At 70.8% G+C, this 16,585-nt stretch carries 19 protein-coding genes; 10 read left to right on the forward strand and 9 right to left on the reverse strand.

Annotated features, from left to right (window positions below; translation table 11 throughout):
* Positions 1-34: 34 nt before the first annotated feature.
* Together ABH940_RS00745 and ABH940_RS00750 are read left to right on the forward strand one after the other, a co-directional pair.
* On the forward strand, positions 35-874 hold the full coding sequence (locus ABH940_RS00745) for an RNA polymerase sigma factor SigF (RefSeq protein ID WP_370065537.1): 840 nt from the start codon (positions 35-37) through the stop codon (positions 872-874).
* Positions 875-1,156: 282 nt separating this feature from the next.
* The gene (locus ABH940_RS00750; RefSeq protein ID WP_370104038.1) at positions 1,157-1,960 is read left to right on the forward strand and encodes an RNA polymerase sigma factor SigF; all 804 of its coding nucleotides are present in this window, start codon (positions 1,157-1,159) and stop codon (positions 1,958-1,960) included.
* Positions 1,961-2,034: 74 nt separating this feature from the next.
* Here the strand turns inward: ABH940_RS00750 and ABH940_RS00755 are convergent, their stop codons facing one another.
* Together ABH940_RS00755 and ABH940_RS00760 are read right to left on the reverse strand one after the other, a co-directional pair.
* The gene (locus tag ABH940_RS00755) at positions 2,035-2,853 is read right to left on the reverse strand and encodes an alpha/beta fold hydrolase (protein WP_370065293.1); all 819 of its coding nucleotides are present in this window, start codon (positions 2,851-2,853) and stop codon (positions 2,035-2,037) included.
* 193 nt (positions 2,854-3,046) lie between these two features.
* On the reverse strand, positions 3,047-3,712 hold the full coding sequence (locus ABH940_RS00760; protein WP_370065291.1) for a DUF4097 family beta strand repeat-containing protein: 666 nt from the start codon (positions 3,710-3,712) through the stop codon (positions 3,047-3,049).
* Positions 3,713-3,955: 243 nt separating this feature from the next.
* Here ABH940_RS00760 and ABH940_RS00765 point away from each other — a divergent pair, with 243 nt between their 5' ends.
* A complete protein-coding gene (locus tag ABH940_RS00765) occupies positions 3,956-4,687 on the forward strand; it encodes a helix-turn-helix domain-containing protein (protein WP_370065289.1) in 732 nt (243 codons plus the stop codon).
* 44 nt (positions 4,688-4,731) lie between these two features.
* Here the strand turns inward: ABH940_RS00765 and ABH940_RS00770 are convergent, their stop codons facing one another.
* Entirely contained in the window at positions 4,732-5,574 is an 843-nt protein-coding gene (locus tag ABH940_RS00770) for a tyrosine-protein phosphatase (RefSeq protein WP_370065287.1), read from the reverse strand.
* Between the two features lie 169 nt (positions 5,575-5,743).
* Between ABH940_RS00770 and ABH940_RS00775 the strand changes: the two genes are divergently transcribed.
* Positions 5,744-6,517, forward strand: coding sequence for a hypothetical protein (locus ABH940_RS00775; protein WP_370065285.1), 774 nt, complete (start codon positions 5,744-5,746; stop codon positions 6,515-6,517).
* A gap of 87 nt (positions 6,518-6,604) precedes the next feature.
* Here ABH940_RS00775 and ABH940_RS00780 read toward each other — a convergent pair whose 3' ends face one another.
* Complete coding sequence (locus ABH940_RS00780) at positions 6,605-6,802, reverse strand: hypothetical protein (RefSeq protein WP_370065283.1); 198 nt, start codon at positions 6,800-6,802, stop codon at positions 6,605-6,607.
* A gap of 221 nt (positions 6,803-7,023) precedes the next feature.
* Here ABH940_RS00780 and ABH940_RS00785 point away from each other — a divergent pair, with 221 nt between their 5' ends.
* The 5 genes from ABH940_RS00785 to ABH940_RS00805 all read left to right on the forward strand — a co-directional run bounded on the left by ABH940_RS00785 (position 7,024) and on the right by ABH940_RS00805 (position 10,793).
* Entirely contained in the window at positions 7,024-7,674 is a 651-nt protein-coding gene (locus tag ABH940_RS00785) for a bifunctional 4-hydroxy-2-oxoglutarate aldolase/2-dehydro-3-deoxy-phosphogluconate aldolase (RefSeq protein WP_370065281.1), read from the forward strand.
* Entirely contained in the window at positions 7,671-8,669 is a 999-nt protein-coding gene (locus ABH940_RS00790; RefSeq protein WP_370065279.1) for a sugar kinase, read from the forward strand. Before ABH940_RS00785 ends, ABH940_RS00790 begins: the two co-directional genes overlap by 4 nt.
* Positions 8,670-8,783: 114 nt before the next feature.
* Positions 8,784-9,017 carry a hypothetical protein gene (locus ABH940_RS00795; RefSeq protein WP_370103918.1) on the forward strand — a complete coding sequence of 78 codons (234 nt, stop codon included), beginning with the start codon at positions 8,784-8,786 and terminating at the stop codon, positions 9,015-9,017.
* Between the two features lie 127 nt (positions 9,018-9,144).
* Positions 9,145-10,113, forward strand: coding sequence for an aldo/keto reductase (locus ABH940_RS00800; protein ID WP_370065275.1), 969 nt, complete (start codon positions 9,145-9,147; stop codon positions 10,111-10,113).
* A gap of 17 nt (positions 10,114-10,130) precedes the next feature.
* Positions 10,131-10,793 carry a uridine kinase gene (locus ABH940_RS00805; protein ID WP_370065273.1) on the forward strand — a complete coding sequence of 221 codons (663 nt, stop codon included), beginning with the start codon at positions 10,131-10,133 and terminating at the stop codon, positions 10,791-10,793.
* 2 nt (positions 10,794-10,795) lie between these two features.
* Here ABH940_RS00805 and mscL read toward each other — a convergent pair whose 3' ends face one another.
* The 3 genes from mscL to ABH940_RS00820 form a co-directional block, all read right to left on the reverse strand.
* Entirely contained in the window at positions 10,796-11,236 is a 441-nt protein-coding gene (gene mscL, locus ABH940_RS00810) for a large conductance mechanosensitive channel protein MscL (protein WP_370065271.1), read from the reverse strand.
* Between the two features lie 97 nt (positions 11,237-11,333).
* Positions 11,334-12,887, reverse strand: coding sequence for an MDR family MFS transporter (locus tag ABH940_RS00815; RefSeq protein WP_370104039.1), 1,554 nt, complete (start codon positions 12,885-12,887; stop codon positions 11,334-11,336).
* A 101-nt stretch (positions 12,888-12,988) separates the two neighbouring features.
* Positions 12,989-13,555, reverse strand: coding sequence for a MarR family winged helix-turn-helix transcriptional regulator (locus tag ABH940_RS00820; RefSeq protein WP_370065269.1), 567 nt, complete (start codon positions 13,553-13,555; stop codon positions 12,989-12,991).
* 304 nt (positions 13,556-13,859) lie between these two features.
* Between ABH940_RS00820 and ABH940_RS00825 the strand changes: the two genes are divergently transcribed.
* Entirely contained in the window at positions 13,860-15,368 is a 1,509-nt protein-coding gene (locus tag ABH940_RS00825) for a hypothetical protein (protein ID WP_370065267.1), read from the forward strand.
* A gap of 131 nt (positions 15,369-15,499) precedes the next feature.
* Here ABH940_RS00825 and ABH940_RS00830 read toward each other — a convergent pair whose 3' ends face one another.
* Positions 15,500-16,057 (reverse strand): DUF4240 domain-containing protein, encoded by a 558-nt coding sequence (locus ABH940_RS00830; protein WP_370103920.1) that lies wholly within the window; start codon positions 16,055-16,057, stop codon positions 15,500-15,502.
* A gap of 61 nt (positions 16,058-16,118) precedes the next feature.
* Positions 16,119-16,583 (reverse strand): ArsI/CadI family heavy metal resistance metalloenzyme, encoded by a 465-nt coding sequence (locus ABH940_RS00835; RefSeq protein ID WP_370065263.1) that lies wholly within the window; start codon positions 16,581-16,583, stop codon positions 16,119-16,121.
* Positions 16,584-16,585 lie beyond the last annotated feature (2 nt).

Raw genomic sequence — 16,585 nt, forward strand, 5'->3', positions numbered from 1 at the left:
TGGCTCGCAGGAGCACACGAGGGGCGGCGTGGCGATGCAGGCACAGGGCACGCAGGGCAGTTCGCCCGAACCGCCCGGGGAGCCACTGACGCTGCCCAACGCGATCGAGCAGTCCCGGGTGGACGTGCGCGCACTCACCCGGGTCCTGTTCGAGCGGCTGGCCGAACTCCCGGCCGGTTCACCGGAGCACGAGCGGGTGCGCGCGGCGCTGATCGAGGTCAACCTGCCGCTGGTCCGCTACGCGGCGGCGCGCTTCCGCGGCCGGAACGAGCCGATGGAGGACGTCGTCCAGGTCGGCACCATCGGGCTGATCAACGCCATCGACCGGTTCGACCTCGGCCGCGGCGTCCAGTTCCCCACCTACGCGCTGCCGACCATCCTCGGCGAGATCAAGCGCTACTTCCGCGACAACGTCCGCACCATGCACGTGCCGCGGCGGCTGCAGGAGTTGTGGGTCCAGGTCAGCGGCGCCATGGAGGAGCTCACGGTCGTCCACGGCCGCCAGCCCAAGGTGCCGGAGATCGCCGCGTCGCTGCGGATCCCCGAGGAGGACGTGCGCGCCTGCCTGGACGCCGGCCGCGCCTACAACGCCACCTCGCTGGAGGCGCAGCAGGAGCACGACGGCGGACTGGCCCTGCTCGACCGGCTCGGCTACGAGGACTCCGCCCTCACCCATGTGGAGCATCGGGACATGGTCCGACATCTGCTGGTCCAGCTCCCGGACCGGGAGCGACAGATCGTGATGTTGCGCTTCTTCGGCAACCTGACGCAGTCGCAGATCTCCACCGAGCTCGGCATGTCGCAGATGCACGTCTCCCGTTTGCTCGCACGGATCTTCGCCCGTCTGCGGAGCGGCAACCACTGGGAGATCTGAGCCGACGGGCCGTCAACGGCCCGGTCGCTGTGTGTAATCGACGGTCCGTCAATTGCACTAATTGTCGGACAAATCAAAGCATCCGCTTGCTCGTGACAGCGGGTTTCCACTCCGTGACATCTGGCCCTCGCGGGGTTTGCCGGGGTTGCTGCGCCGGTATCCCAGTGGAGGTACGGAGTCGTCGCCATGTCGACTCATCGATGGCAGGTACGCCGAGCTGCATTGCGAGTCGGCTGAGCTGAAGGGGGTACGAGCGTGTCTGATGCTCGCGTCCACAGCGCTGTGGTCCTCCCCGCCCCACGGGCGGCCGGCGCGGAGGAGGACGGGCTCGACACCCGCACCCTCTCGCGCTCACTCTTTCTGCGGTTCGCGGAACTGGACCCGGGGCACCCGGACTACGCCTACGTCCGCAACACGCTGATCGAGCTGAACCTGCCGCTCGTCCGCTATGCGGCCGCGCGCTTTCGCAGCCGCAACGAGCCCATGGAGGACATCGTCCAGGTCGGCACCATCGGCCTGATCAAGGCGATCGACCGCTTCGACTCCGAACGCGGCGTGGAGTTCCCGACCTTCGCGATGCCGACGATCATCGGCGAGATCAAGCGCTTCTTCCGCGACACCAGCTGGTCGGTCCGCGTCCCGCGCCGTCTGCAGGAGCTGCGGCTGGCGCTGACCAAGGCGGGCGACGAGCTCTCCCAGCGGCTGGACCGCTCCCCCACCGTCGCCGAGCTGGCCCAGTGCCTCGGCGTCAGCGAGGAGGACGTCGTCGAGGGCCTGGCCGTCGGCAACGCCTACACGGCGTCCTCCCTGGACAGCGCGCCCGCCGAGGAGGACGGCGAGGGCCCGCTGGCCGAGCGCCTGGGCTACGAGGACGCGGCGATGGAGGGCGTCGAGTACCGCGAGTCCCTCAAGCCCCTGCTGGCCCGGCTGCCCGCCCGGGAGCGGCGGATCATCATGCTCCGGTTCTTCGGGAACATGACGCAGTCCCAGATCGGCGAGGAGATCGGCATCTCGCAGATGCACGTCTCCCGGCTTCTGACGCGGACGCTGTCCACCCTCCGGGAGGGCCTGATCTCGGAGGGCTAGGCGCATGGTCCGGGGGGCGCGGAGGCCCTGGGGCGCGAGGTTTTGGGGGCGGGAGGCTCTGGGGGAGTGCGACTTCACCCTCGGCTGAACGCAGTGACCTCGCGTACCGCGTCGGCGACGGCCGGGTAGTCCTTCTTGAGGATGGCGCCGTGGTTGCTGGCGACCTTCGTGGTGGTGATGTTCGGGTTGCGGGTGGTCACCGCGTCGAGGCCGGTGCGGATGCGTTCCTGCTCGTCGCCCTTGCTGCCGAAGGACGAGCCCGAGGCGATGACGTAGCGCGCGGGGACGGTGATGTCGTCGAGTACCGGGCCGAGTTCGCGGGTGCGGGAGAGCCGGCCGAGCTCGATGTTGCTCTCCGCCTGCTGTGCGGCGGTCATCCGCGGGGTCAGGCCGGTGGGGCGCAGCAGGGGGGTGAACCAGCCCATGCGCCGGAAGAGCTTACGGATCCGCTGCTCCATGGCCTCGTCCAGCCAGTCGTAGGGGTAGGCGCCGTCGACCATGACGGCCCCCAGGGCCCGGTCGGGGTTGCGGTGGGCCCAGTGGGCGGCGACGAGCGCGCCGTAGGACCAGCCCACGACCACCGCGCGGTCCACGCCTCGGGCGGCGAGGACCGCGTCGACGTCGCGGACCGCGGCCTCGAAGGAGTAGTCGGCGGAGCGCTGCGACTTCTTGCCGCGGGCCCGCTCGTCGAAGGTGATGTGCCGCCACCCGGTGCCCAGTTCGGCGAGGACGCTCCGCCAGTAGCCCTGCGTGGCGAACTGGCCGTTGAGGTAGACCACCGGAATGCCGGGGCCACCGGTGTCGGTGACCGCCAGGGCCGTGTCGTCGACCGGCACCATGCCGGTCCACGGCGAGGCGGCGGAGGTGTTCTGGGGCGTGCTGTTCGCAGTCATGTGGTCCCCCTTGGGCACGTCGGACAAGTCGGTCCGGGCGGTTGAGCTGGGCGGTTGAGCTGGGCGGTTGAGGCGAGCGGTTGAGCTGAGCGGGTTGAGGTGGGCGGGCGGCCGGGTCAGTGGCGACGTCGAGGTTCGCTGTCGCGACCGACCCGGCCGGACGGCCCTGGTTGTGCTCTTCGGTGCCGTGGGATCACAGGCTGCGGGCGGTGATGTCGCCGTGGCCGGTGGTGGCACGGATGTCGAGCTCGGTGGTGCCGGTGTTCTTGAGGGCGTTGCCGACGCGGCCGTGACCGGTGCGGGCGTCCAGGGAGGCGGAGACGCCGGCCGCGGCGTTGACGGTGATGTCACCCATCTGCGTGGTGAGCTGGACCGTGCCGCGCAGGGCCTCACCGATCGTCACGTCTCCCCGGTTGGTGCTGATCTGCGCCGGGCCGCCCAGGCGGCCGACCTCGACGTCGCCGTCGACCGCGGTCAGGCGCACGCTCGCCGCCTCGTCGATCTTGATCTGCCGGTAGGCGCCCTCGAAGACCACGTCGCCCAGGCGGCCGACGCCGCGCAGCTCGCAGGAGCCGGTCTTGGCCTCGATGCGGGAGCCGGTGGGCAGTTGGACGGTGACCTCGACGGATCCGGAGGGGCCGAAGTACTGGTTCTTGGGTTCCGCGGTGCGGATCCGCAGGACGCCGTCGGCGTACTCGACCGTGGTCTGCTCGGCCGCCTTGACGTCGCGGCTCTTGTCGGGGTTGGCGGGCCGGACCTCGACGGTGGTGTCGGTGCGGTCGGCGGCGATGAGCTGGATGCGGCCGGCGGCGATCTCCAGGACGGTGTCGACCGGGGCTGCGGTGGCGAACTTCTGCATCGTTCTCTCCTGTGTGTTTGCTGCGCTGCTTGTTTCTTACATCGAGAACGCTACGTTGCGTTCATAGATATGGCAACAAGGAAGTTGCGTACTATCCGTGTTCCTGCTGGCAGTTGGCACTATTTCGTTGCAGCGAGCCAATATCTAACGCAATGACAGGCGCGGCTGATCGTTGCATTGGATGAAGAGTGAACGCTATGCTGACGGCGTCGGACATCGACGCAGCAGAGAGGGAGGTCCCGCATGTCGGGAGGCAGGCTCACCCAGCAGGAACGCCAGCAGATCGCGCTGGGCCTGGCCGACGACCTCCCCTACGCGGAGATCGCCCGACGCCTGGACCGCCCCACCTCGACCATCACCCGCGAGGTCGACCGCAACGGCGGCCCCACCGCCTACCGCGCCGACCTGGCCCACCGCGCCACCGAACACCGCGCCCGCCGCCGCAAGCCCACCGCGCCCCAGGGACACGGAGCGCAGACCCACGGGCGCGACGACCAAGCGCTGCGCGAGTACGAGGAGACCTTCACCACCCTGATGATGAGTCAGGGTCTGCCGAAGATGACGGCCCGCGTGCTGACCTGCCTGTTCATCGCCGACACCGGCAGTCTGACCGCGTCCGAACTCGCCCAGCGGCTCCAGGTCAGCCCAGGCTCCGTCTCCAAGGCCGTCGCGTTCCTCGAAGGCCAGGGCCTCATCCGCCGCGAACGCGACGAACGCCGCCGCGAGCGCTACACCGTCGACGAGGACGTCTGGTACCAGTCCACGATCGCGGGCGCCCACGGCATCGCCCAGGTCGCCCGCACCGCACGCCAGGGCGTCACCGTCCTGGGCCGCGACACCCCCGCCGCCGCCCGCCTGGAGAACATCGCCCGCTTCAGCGACTACATCAGCGAGACCATGCTCCGCGCCGCCGAACAGGTCCGCGACATCCTCCACACCAAACCAGAGGCAACCGCTGAGGATCGGCCGGCCTGACTTCCTCGCGCGCTCGCGTGCTCCCGCCCTCGCGCGCGAAACGCTCAGGCGAGGAGGTTCTTCCGCAGGCCCTCGAGGTCCGCCTCGGTGAGGCCCAGCCCCTCGGCAAGGAACTCGCCGAAGCTCGGCCAGCCCGCCTCGACGGCGGCGAACGACGCGTCGAGGTAGCGGCGGTCCGCGCGCATGATCGGGAGCATCAGCTCGGGCTCGCGCATGATCCCCTGGGTTCCCATGGTGACGAGGATCCGGTCGATCAGCTCCGCCGTGCGTGCGTTCGTCAGCAGGTAGTCCTCGTAGACCGCCTCCCGGTCCACCCCGAGTGCGGTGAGCACGATGGCCGCCGTCCAGCCGGTGCGGTCCTTGCCCGCCGTGCAGTGGAAGAAGACCGGTACCCGCTCCGGGTGGCACAGCGCCTTGACCGTGGCGGCGAAGCGCGCCCGGATCTCCGGCTCGTCGACGAACCAGCGGTACATGTCGATCATCAGGCGCTCCGCGCCGCCGTCCGCCAGCAGCGCGTGCTGCTGCTCCGCGTTCTTGCCGGCCAGGCTGTCCCGGAGGGCGCCGTAGATGTCGTGGTCGGTCGCGTAGACCGGCTGGGGCTCGAGCTCCGCACCGGAGGGGATGCGGTCGGCGCCGTTCTCGGCGACCTCGTTGCCGCCGCGAAGGTCGATCACCGTGCGGACGCCGAGCGACTCCAGGACGGCTATGTCCTCGTCCGTCGCGCGGTGCAGCGCGTCGCCGCGCAGGGCGACGCCGGAGCGGACCGTGCGGCCCTCGGCGGTGCGGTATCCGCCCAGGTCACGGGCGTTCACCGCCCCCTGCAGGCCCAGGCTGCGACCGGGAGCGCGGTCGGGAGTGCGGTCAGCGACGCGGTCCTGGTCGATCACGTGGGCTCCTCAGCGCGGTCTCGGGCGGGCTCGGACGTGCGTTCGCCAGTCTAGGCCGGTGCCGAGCAGGGCCAACGGTGACTCTTCTCATCTGATGACCCATCAGTAAACTGGGCCATCGGACGGACCCGGACTCCTGGGGCCGGACTCCAGGGGAGGGTGACCGACGATGGCGCGTCCCGTGACCGGCCTGCTCGTCGGCCGCATACTCGTCGGCGGGCTGCTGGGAGCCTCCCTGCTGGGGCTCACCGCCTGCGCCGCCGACCGAGGCGGCAGCATCGCCGTCGGAGGCGGCGCGCCCGCACCGGTCGCGTCCACGCCGTCCGGCAAGGGTGTGCTGTTCGTGCCCCTGGACCCGTCGACGTCCCCGGGCGGCACCACCGGCAACGGCGCAGGCACCACTCAGTCCGGCGACGGCACGGGCGGCACGTCGAACAGCAGCTCCGGCGGCACCACGGGAGGCGCCGGAACCACGGGGGCCACCGGCGCACCAGGCACGTCGGGCTCGCCCGACGGCGCAGTGCCGACGACCGTCCCACCCGCCGGTGGCGGCTCGGGCAACGGACGTTCGGGCGGGAGCACGCCACCGCCCGGCGGCACGCCGTCCGCGCCGCCCCCCTCGTCCACGCCGCAGACGCCGGCCAGCCTCGCGGTCACCAAGCTGACCACCGCGGCGACCGCCGACCGGTGGTGCCAGCAGGTGACCCTGCAGCTGGTGAACAGCGGCGGCCGGACCGCACCCGTGTCTGGCACGACGGTCACGTTCGCCACCCACGTCATCGGCCTGCTGGGGATCGACTGGTGGACCTACCAGACCAGCCAGGCGCTGTCCGCGCCCGTCCCCGGGCACGCCACGGTCAACGAGACCTGGACCGTCTGCCTGGACTCGTGGCGCGTCCCGGCCGGCATGCACCTGGACACCGAGGCGGCCACGCTCAGCTGACCTCGTAGTGACGTCGCAGTGACGTCGAAGCCGGTCGACCTCGAAGTCGGTCGACCTGGCGGACGACTGATCCGCTCGTGCGGGTGACTACTTCATCGCCAAGTAGACGACACCGGCCACGACGACCAGAGCGATGATCACGGTCAGCGTGATCACGCCGGTACGACGGCCCTCGCTCGGCGCCGTCGGCGGCTGCACGGCGGGCTCGTCGACGAAGGCGCGGAACATCTGCGTGCTCGCGGCGCTGTCCTCGTTGGCAGGCGGGAAGTTCTGGTAGTTCGACATGGGGCCTGACTCTAGCCAATCCGACCCGGAACCTGGACCCCCGTCTGTCCCAGATCTGTAATAGCCGCCCGGCTGAGGGAACCGGTGGGAACGTCCGGCGGACGACGCGTGGACGAGCAGGGGACGTACTGCAGAAGTGCCGTGGACGAGCGGCCCTTACGAGTCCGCACGGTGCATCGGAGGTCTGGACCAATCCTTGGCTCCGCCGTAGGGTTCCGTGCGTGCCGATACTCGAACTCCTCCGCGAGGACCGGCTGCTGGCCGTCCTGCGCGGTTCCGATGCCGACGTGCTGGTGTCCTGCGCGTCCGTGCTCGCCGACTCCGGCGTACGAGTGGTGGAACTCACTCTCTCCAGCCCGGCCGGACTCGACGCGTTGCGTCGGTGCACCGCCGAGCTCGCGGGCGACGTGCTGCTCGGTGCGGGCACCGTCCTCGACGCCGGGCAGGCCCGCGCGGCCGTCGACGCGGGTGCACGCTACCTGGTCACCCCCGGCGTCGCGGAGGGAGTGCTGGCGGTCGGGCAGGCGCTGGGCGTACCGGTGCTGTGCGGGGCGCTGACCCCGACCGAGGTGATGACGGCGGTGCGGTTGGGCGCGGCCGCGGTCAAGGTCTTCCCGATCAGCGCCATGGGCGGGCCGCGCTACCTGCGCGATCTGCGCGCGCCGTTCCCCGGGACCGAGTTCATCGCCATCGGCGGCGTGGGACTGACCGACGTACCGCAGTACCTGGACGCGGGCGCGCTGGCGGTCGGCGTCGGTTCGCCGTTGCTCGGGACAGCGGCCGAGGACACCGGCTGGGAGGCCCAGGACGGCCTGGCCCGCCGCGCCCGCGACTACCTCACGGCCGCACGACCCCGCGCGGCGCGGCGATGAGCGGCGCGGCGATGAGCGGCGCGGCGATGAGCGACGCGGCAATGAGCGGCGCGGCAACCCCGGTCCCCGGACCGCGCCTGGTGACGGTCGGCGAGGCGATGGCCGCGCTCACCACCCCCGGTGTCGGGCCGCTGCGGCAGGCGCGTTCGCTGGACCTGTCGATCGCCGGGGCGGAGTCGAACGTCGCCATCGGCGTCCGGCGGCTGGGCCATACCGCGGCGTGGGTCGGCCGGGTGGGCGCGGACGAGTTCGGTGCGCTGGTGCTGGAGCGGCTGCGCGCGGAGGGCGTCGACGTCACCGGCGCGCGCCGCGATCCGGACGCGCCGACCGGGCTGCTGGTCAAGGAGTTCCGCACGCCCGACGTGACCCGGGTCCAGTACTACCGCACCGGGTCGGCGGGATCGCGGCTGCGTCCCGACGACATCCCGACGGCGCTGGTCGCCGGCGCCGACGTGCTCCACATCACGGGCATCACCCCGCTGCTCTCCGCCGACGCGGCCGACGCCGTCGCGCACGCGGTCGGCCTGGCGGCGGCGGCCGGGACGGCGGTGTCGCTGGACGTCAACCACCGGGTCGCGCTGGGCAGCGCTTCGCTGCTCCGGGAGCTGCTGCTCCCGTTGCTGCCTCAGGTCCGCTACCTGTTCGCGGGCGAGGAGGAGTTGGAGCTGCTGGACGGCGCCGAGAAGTCGGCCGTCGGCGCGGACATCGTGGTCAAGCGCGGCAGCCGAGGTGCCGTCGTCCACCCGGCGGGTGGGGCGGAGCCGCTGTCGCATCCGGCGCTCCCGGTCCGGGCCGTGGACGCGGTCGGCGCGGGAGACGCGTTCGTCGCCGGGTACCTCGCAGCGGTCCTGGACGGCGGCGGCCCGGAGGACCGGCTCGCCCTGGCCTGCCGCACCGGCGCGTTCGCGGTCACCGTCCCCAGCGACTGGGCCGGCCTGCCGACCCGCGACGAGCTCCCCCTGCTCGACGCCGCAGCGGGGACCACGCTGCGCTGAGCGGCCCGTTGTCCGGGAGAGCGGTCAACTCATGCCTTCTGCCTGCCGCTTGTCGCCGGCCACGTCGTCACCGGCCTGACGCTGTACGCGACCCTGAACGTCGAGTGGCTGCACGTGGGCCGGCCGTTGGCCGCCGCCACCGCGCTCGCCTGCGGCCTCGCCGCCGGGCCGGGATTCGTCGCGGACGTCACCCGGCAGTACACGGGGGTCGTCCTGGCCACGCGAGGCAGGCTGCCGTGGCGTCTCGTCGGGTTCCTGCGCTGGTCCCACGGCGTCGGTCTGCTGCGGTCGGCAGGCACGGTGTACCAGATCCGCCACGACGAGCTGCTGGACTGGCTCCGCAGCTGAGCGGGGCCGACGGCCGCACCACTCGGCCACGTAAGCGCAGCTCAACGCCGTCAAACCAAGATCGTCAAATGTCACGCGCGTGACATTTGACGATCTTGGTCCATTTCGGGAATCAGGCGTCGCCGCCATGGAGTTACACCTCTACATGACCTTCTCCCGCACCACGCTCGGCAGTTCCGACCTCTCCGTCTTCCCGCTCGCCCTCGGCGGCAACGTCTTCGGCTGGAGCGCCGACCAGGAGCAGTCCTTCGCCGTCCTCGACGCCTACACCGCCGCAGGCGGCAACTTCATCGACACCGCCGACCTCTACTCGGCCTGGGCCCCGGGCAACTCCGGTGGTGAGTCCGAGACCGTGATCGGCGCCTGGCTGGCCGCCCGCGACAACCGCGACGAGATCGTGCTGGCCACCAAGGTCGGCGCGCACCCGGAGTTCAAGGGCCTCAAGGCGGAGAACATCAAGGCCGCCACCGAGCAGTCGCTCAAGCGTCTCGGCATCGAGCGGATCGACCTGCTCTACACGCACTTCGACGACGAGACCACGCCGGTCGAGGAGATCATGACCGCCCTCGACAAGCTGGTCCGGCAGGGCAAGGTCCGCCAGATCGCGGCGTCCAACATCTCGCCCGCGCGTCTGCGCGCCTCGCTGGAGTTCGCCAAGGCCGAGGGCCTGGCCTCCTACGTCGCGCTGCAGCCGCACTACAACCTGGTCTCCCGGGACACCTACGAGGGCGAACTGGCCGCCGTGGCCACCGAGTACGGGCTCTCCGCCGTCCCCTACTTCGCACTGGCCTCCGGCTTCCTGACGGGCAAGTACCGCACCGACGGCCCGGCCGTCGACAGCGTCCGGGCCGGAGGCGCGGCCAAGCACCTGGAGACCGAGCAGGGCCGGAAGGTCCTGGCCGCGCTGGACGCGGTCGCCGCTGCGCACGGCGTCGCACAGGCCACGGTCGCGCTGGCGTGGCTGGCCGCCCAGCCGACGGTCGCCGCGCCGATCGCCTCGGCCCGCACGGTCGAGCAGCTGCCCGCCCTGGTCTCGTTCCCGGAGCTGACGCTGACCGCCGACGAGTTGGCCGCGCTGACCGCAGCGTCGGCCTGACCCGGAGGTCCCGCCCCGTGCAGATCCGCCCGCTGACACCCGAGCTGCTCGCCGAGGAGTTGGCGGAGCGGATCGACGCGCTGGGCGCCTCGGGCACCGCGTCCCGGCAGGACGGCGGCACGCCGTCCTGGCTGCGGGTGGCTGTCGACGGTGCGGACGCCGCGCGTCCCGGAGAGCTGGCGGACGCGCTGGTCGAGCCGCTGCGGCTGCGCGGTCGGCCGGTGCGGCGGATCCGGGCGCGGGACTTCCTGCGTCCGGCCTCGCTGCGCTTCGAGTTCGGCCACCGGGACCCCGACGCCTACCTGGACCGCTGGCTGGACACGGGCGCGCTCTTCCGCGAGGTCTTCGACCCGACCGAGCCGGGCGCCACCGGTGAGGTCCTGCCATCCCTGTGGGATCCGGTCGCCGACCGAGCCACCCGCGCCGCCCGGGTCGCGCTGCCGCCGGGCGGCGTGGTGCTGCTGGACGGGCCGATGCTGCTGGGCCGCTGGTTCCCGCTGGACCTGGCGGTCCATCTGCGGCTCTCCGCCGCCGCGTTGGAGCGGCGGACCGCCCCCGACGAGCACTGGACCCTGCCCGCCCTGGCCCGCTACGACGCGGAGGTCCAGCCGGAACAGGCCGCGGACATGACGGTGCGGGCCGACGATCCTCGTCGACCCGCACTCGTGGTCAGGGCGTGATGTTACTGCTTGGGCAGGCTCATCGCGGGCTGCCGCTGCTCGGCCAGTTCGACCGTGCAGAAGGAGCAACGGGTGGCAGCGGCCGGGATGGAGCTGAGGCACTCGGGGCAGTCCTTCTTCGGCGCCTCGACGTCCTCGGACTTGGGGGTGAACCGTTCCGTCAGCTTGTTCACCGGCAGCACCACGCAGAAGTAAATGACCCCTGCGACGATCACGAAGCTGATGAACGCCGAGACGAAAGCGCCGTACGGGAAGGTGACCGACCCGACCTGGAACGTCGCCTTGCTGTAGTCACCGGACTGCTTGGTGACCATGCCGATGATCGGCGACAGGAAGGCCGTGACGAAGCTCGTCACCACCGCGGTGAACGCTGCACCAATGACGATACCGACGGCCAGATCGACCACATTGCCGCGGAGGAGAAACTTCCGGAAACCCTTCATGGCGCGTCACCGTACCACTCGACCGTGACCGGACAGGGGCGCCCGGACACGGTCGAGTGATCCATACTTGCCATCAATGCGGCATTTGTTCGGTCTGTCAGACCATTTCCGATTCCGCCGCCGCAGCCTGGGCCTGGATGCCGGACACCTTGCGGAGCGGCACCTCCTTGATGATCAGCGTCAGCAGGAACGCGACCACCGCGATGATCGAGGCCAGCAGGAACACCAGGTGCATCGAGTCCGCGAAGCCCATCTTGAACGGCGCGGCCAGCGCGTCGGGCAGCTTCTGGATGAACGAGGAGTCACTCAGCACCGAGGACGAGCTGGCACCGTCCAGCGCGTGCGGGTTCTGCGCCATCGCGTGCTGGAAGGCCGGGGTGGCCTTGGCCGCCGTGAAGGCCGAGCTGATCCTGCCGCCGACCGTGCTGAACAGCACCGAGAGGAAGACCGCGGTGCCGACGGTCGAGCCGAGCTGACGGAAGAAGGTCGACGAGGCCGTCGCCACACCCATGTCCTGCGGCGGGACCGCGTTCTGCACCGCCAGCGTCAGCGTCTGCATCACGCCGCCGAGCCCGACGCCGAAGAGCGCCATGAAGACCATGGTCTCGCCGAGACTGGTGTTCCACTGCACCTCGAAGTGGAAGAGCAGCATCGCGACGATCATGACGCCGGTGCCGACCACCGGGAAGATCTTGTAGTGCCCGGTCCGGGCGATCAGTCGGCCGACGACGATCGAGGTGACCATCATGCCGAGCATCAGCGGCAGCATCAGCAGACCGGACTTGGTCGGGCTGGCGCCCTTCACGATCTGCAGGTACTGCGGGATCATCAGCATCCCGCCGAACATCGCCATGCCGGTGAGCACGGACAGCAGGCTGGTCTGACTGAAGACCTTGTTGGAGAACAGGCGCATCGGGATCAGCGCCGCTTCGCCCATCCGGCGCTCGACGAGGATCCAGGTGAGCGTGCCGACGGCGCCGATGCCGTAGCAGGCCAGCGACTTGGCGGAGAACCAACCCCAGCTCTGCCCCTGCTCGGCGACGAGCAGAAGCGGCACCACGCCGATGGCGATGGTCACCGCGCCCCACCAGTCGATGCGCTGCTCGCGGCGGTTGTGGGGAACGTTGAGCACCTTGGAGACCACGAACAGCGCGACCAGGCCGATCGGCACGTTGACCAGGAAGACCCAGCGCCAGCCGCTGATCCCGAGGATGCTGCCCTGACCGGCGAGGAAGCCGCCGACCAGCGGGCCGAGCACCGTCGAGGTGGCGAAGACCGACAGGATGTAGCCCTGGTAGCGGGCCCGCTCACGCGGGGGCACGATGTCGCCGATGATTGCCAGGGCGAGCGACATCAGACCACCGGCGCCGATGCCCTGGAAGGCGCGGAAGCCGGCCAGCTCGATCATCGAGGTCGAGAAGGTGCAGGCGATCGAACCGACCACGAAGATGCTGATCGCGGCGAGGAAGAACGGCTTGCGTCCGTAGATGTCGGAGAGCTTGCCGTAGAGCGGCGTCGCGATGGTCGAGGTGATCAGGTAGGCGGTGGTGGTCCACGCCTGCTCGCTCAGACCGTGCAGGTCGTCGGCGATGGTCCGGATCGCGGTGCTGACGATGGTCTGGTCGAGCGAGGCCAGGAACATGCCCATCATCAGACCGGACAGGATCGTCAGGATCTGGCGATGGGTCAGGCCGTTCTTGGCGGCGTCGTCGGGTATGGACCGCTCTGGTGCCGCGGCCGTACTGCTGTTGCTCACTGGGCTGCTCCCTGGGCTCCCTGGGCTCCGGCAGAGCTGGTCGCGGGGTGCGCGCTCGCGTGCTGCTGGCCATGGTGCGAGTGATGGTGCTGGGGGTGGTGCTGGGCAAAGTACTCGTCGTGGTGACGGCCGAAGTCGTCGTTCAGGCGGGTGAAGAGGCGCACCAGTTCGTGGCGGTCCTCCCCCGGCCACTCCTGGAGCATCCCGGCCAGCTCGTCGTTGCGCTGGTCCCGGTACCCCTCGAAGGCCGCCAGTCCCTCGGGCGAGACCGACAGCACGACGCCGCGGCGGTCCTCCGGGTCGGGCGTGCGCTCCACCAGGCCGCGGTCCACGAGCGAGCGGATCTGGCGGCTGACGGTGGAGAGGTCCAGATAGGTCTCGGCAGCAAGATCGGTGGCGCGCTTGGGTCCGCAGCGCACCAGCGTGGCGAGCAGCAGGCGGTCGCCGCCCTGCTCGTCGCGCGAGCGGTGCTTCCAGGCGGCGATCAGACGGAAGAACCGTCCGAGCTGCTCACCGAGCTGCGCCGCGGCCTCGTCGGCGGTGGCGGTCTGTGGCGCGGCCATGCCGACCCCCTTCTCCTGCTCTGCTGCTCCGCCGGGGCGGCGGGGCCGTCTTCATAGTTGCTTGTTCCTAGCAACTAAATGTACTCCACATCTGTCTGTTCGGAAACCGAATAAGCCAAAGGATCAACGACTGCCACCACGGCGCGTTGTGTCCCTCAGTGCCCAACCGTCGCACCGGTGTGTTGCACGTCTGTGTCATGTCTTGTGTCATCTCTGACATCTACGACCGGGGCGTCCCCGGTCCCCTCTACCGTGGGCCCGCACGAACCTGATGACTCCCTCACACCCCTCTGGAGGGTTCTCCATGGTTCCACCCGTGCGCCGCCTGCTGGCGGTAGTCGTCGGCGGCCTCACCCTGGCCGTTCCGAGCGCAGGCATCGGCGCGGGCACCGCCGCGTCGGCGGCCGGCCCGGCCGCGTATCCCCTGCTCCGGCCGACGGTCGCCGAGTACACGCAGATGACCACCGGCACCACCCCGCCGACGCAGGCCCAGTGCTCCTCGGCCGGGCGCCGCTGCTTCGACCCGGCGTCCGTCCACGCCGCGTACAACACCGGCCCGCTCACCGCGGCCGGCTACGACGGGCACGGGATGACCATCGCCATCGTCGACTCCTACGGCAGCGACACCATCGCCCACGACCTGCACGTCTACGACCAGGCCTTCGGCGTCGCGCCGATGTGCGGCGAGGAGACCATCGCCTGCGCCTCCGGGATGCCGAGCTTCGGTGAGCTCCATCTCCAGGGCGCGCCCGCGACCGTCGCCCCGCCGCCGCAGAGCAACGGCACCGGCCAGGAGGACAAGGCCGGTTGGGACCTGGAGGTCTCCCTCGACGTCGAGACCGCCCACGCCATGGCCCCCGGCGCGAACATCCTGCTGGTGACCACGCCGAACTCGGAGACGCTCGGCGTCCAGGGCATGCCGCAGATGATGGCGGCCGAGGACTACGTGGTGCAGCACCACCTGGCCAACGTGATCTCGCAGTCCTTCGCCTCCGCGGAGGGCGCGTTCAGCAGCACGGCCGCGCTGCAGAACCTGCGCTACGCCTTCCAGGACGCAGCCGCGGGCGGCGTCACCGTGCTCGGCTCCTCCGGGGACAACGGGACCTCCGACTCGACCAAGAGCCCGGTGAAGAAGGGCGGCACGCCGATCCCCTACCCGTCGGTGGAGTGGCCCGCCTCCGACCCGCTGGTCACCGGCGTCGGCGGTACCTACCTCTGCACGGACGCGACCGCCACCAGCGGACGCACCGTCGACAGCACCAGCAACCCGGCCGCCTGCCAGACCAACGCCGGTCAGGCGGAGGTCGGTTGGACCGACTCCGGCGGCGGCTACAGCCAGATCTTCAGCCGCCCGGCCTACCAGGACGCCCTCCCGGCAGGCAGCACGGCGATCGGCGCGATGCGCGGCGTCCCCGACATCTCGCTCCAGGCCAGCGCCTCCACCGGCGGGCTGGTCTACGTCTCCCTCCCGCCGGACGGCAGCAGCGGCCTGAGCTGTGGCTCCACGCCGTGCAGCACCGGCTGGTACGACATCGGCGGCACCTCGCTCTCCTGCCCGCAGTGGGCGGGCCTGGTCGCCATCGCGGACCAGATCAACGGCGGCGGGCTGGGCCCGATCAACCCAGCGCTCTACAAGGTCGCCGCGAACCCGACGCAGTACGCGGCCGACTTCAACGACATCACCGTCGGCAACAACACCACCAGCTCCACCGTCCCGGGCTACCCGGCGTCGACCGGCTGGGACCCGGTCACCGGCCTCGGCACCCCGAACGCGGCCCTGCTGCTGCCCGACCTGGTGGCTGCCGCCCACTGACGGAGGCTCACTTCTCCGTCGAGTCCCTCTCCCCGTTCCTTCCACCCCCCGCGCGCCCCCGGCCTCCCCTCGGCCGGGGGCGCGCACCATGCCCGGACGCGGCACGCGCCGAGACTGTCAGGTGCCCGCCGTCAGACGGACGCCTGCCGTTCCTCACCCGCGTAGAGCGCTGTCAGCCGCGGCAGGCGGCGGCGCATCTCACCGAGATCGTCGAAGTCGAAGTTCCATGCCTGGTCCAGCTCCGGGTAGCGCACGCTGAACGAACCCGGCGGCAACTCCTCACCCGTCGCGGCGAGATACGCCCGCCAGGCGATGCCCAGCGCCTCCTCGCCGGCCAGATCCTCCCGGCGGCGCGCAGCGGCCTGCACCGCAGGGAGCCGCGCCAGCGTGTCCGGCTCCGCGACGACCCGCTCGAACATCTCCCGCCCCTGCAGGATCAGCCACCCACGGAAGTAGTCGAACCCGTCGTCGGAACACCCACCATTGATCAGATACGCCGCCGCCCACAGCGGGCTCCGGTACGACTCCGCCATCAGCGACCACAACTCCCGCTGCGCCGCTACTATCTCCCCCACGCCGCGATCGGCCAACAACCGCGTCGCCGCCCCCGTGACCTCCTCCACTCCCGCGCCGGCCACCCACGCCCGCGCCTCCTCGATGAGCTGCCACCACGCTTCCCGCGACTCCATATCCGGAGCATGGCACGCACCACTGACAACTCCGGGCGCGGCGGCGGAAGCAGGGGCGCGGTCAACTTCCGCAGGCGCACTCGGCGGCGGCGGGCGGCTGCGTCGTCTGGCTGGTGCAGCAGCCGGCGGCGATCGGGAGCGGGGTCTTGCCCAGGTTGTCCGCGTCGGCCTTGACGACGTAGACCTCCCACGGTTCCCGGCCGGGGCCGTGCACCCAGACCTTGTCCTGGAGGGCGTAGCAGCACGAGGTGTCGTTCTCCTCGAAGGTGGCGAGGCCGGCGTCCTTGAGGCGGGTGGTGGCCGCGGTGACGTCGGCGGTGGTGGCGACCTCGACGCCCAGGTGGTCGAGGCGGGTCTGCTGGCCCGGCTCTCCCTCGATCAGGACGAGCTTGAGCGGCGGTTCGGCGATGGCGAAGTTCGCGTAGCCGGGGCGGCGCTTGGCGGGCTCGGTGCCGAACAGCTGGGAGTAGAACGCCACCGACGCGTCGAGGTCGGCGACGTTGAGGGCGAGCTGGACGCGGGACATGG

The sequence above is a fragment of the Streptacidiphilus sp. BW17 genome, from assembly GCF_041262485.1.
Lineage (GTDB): Bacteria > Actinomycetota > Actinomycetes > Streptomycetales > Streptomycetaceae > Streptacidiphilus.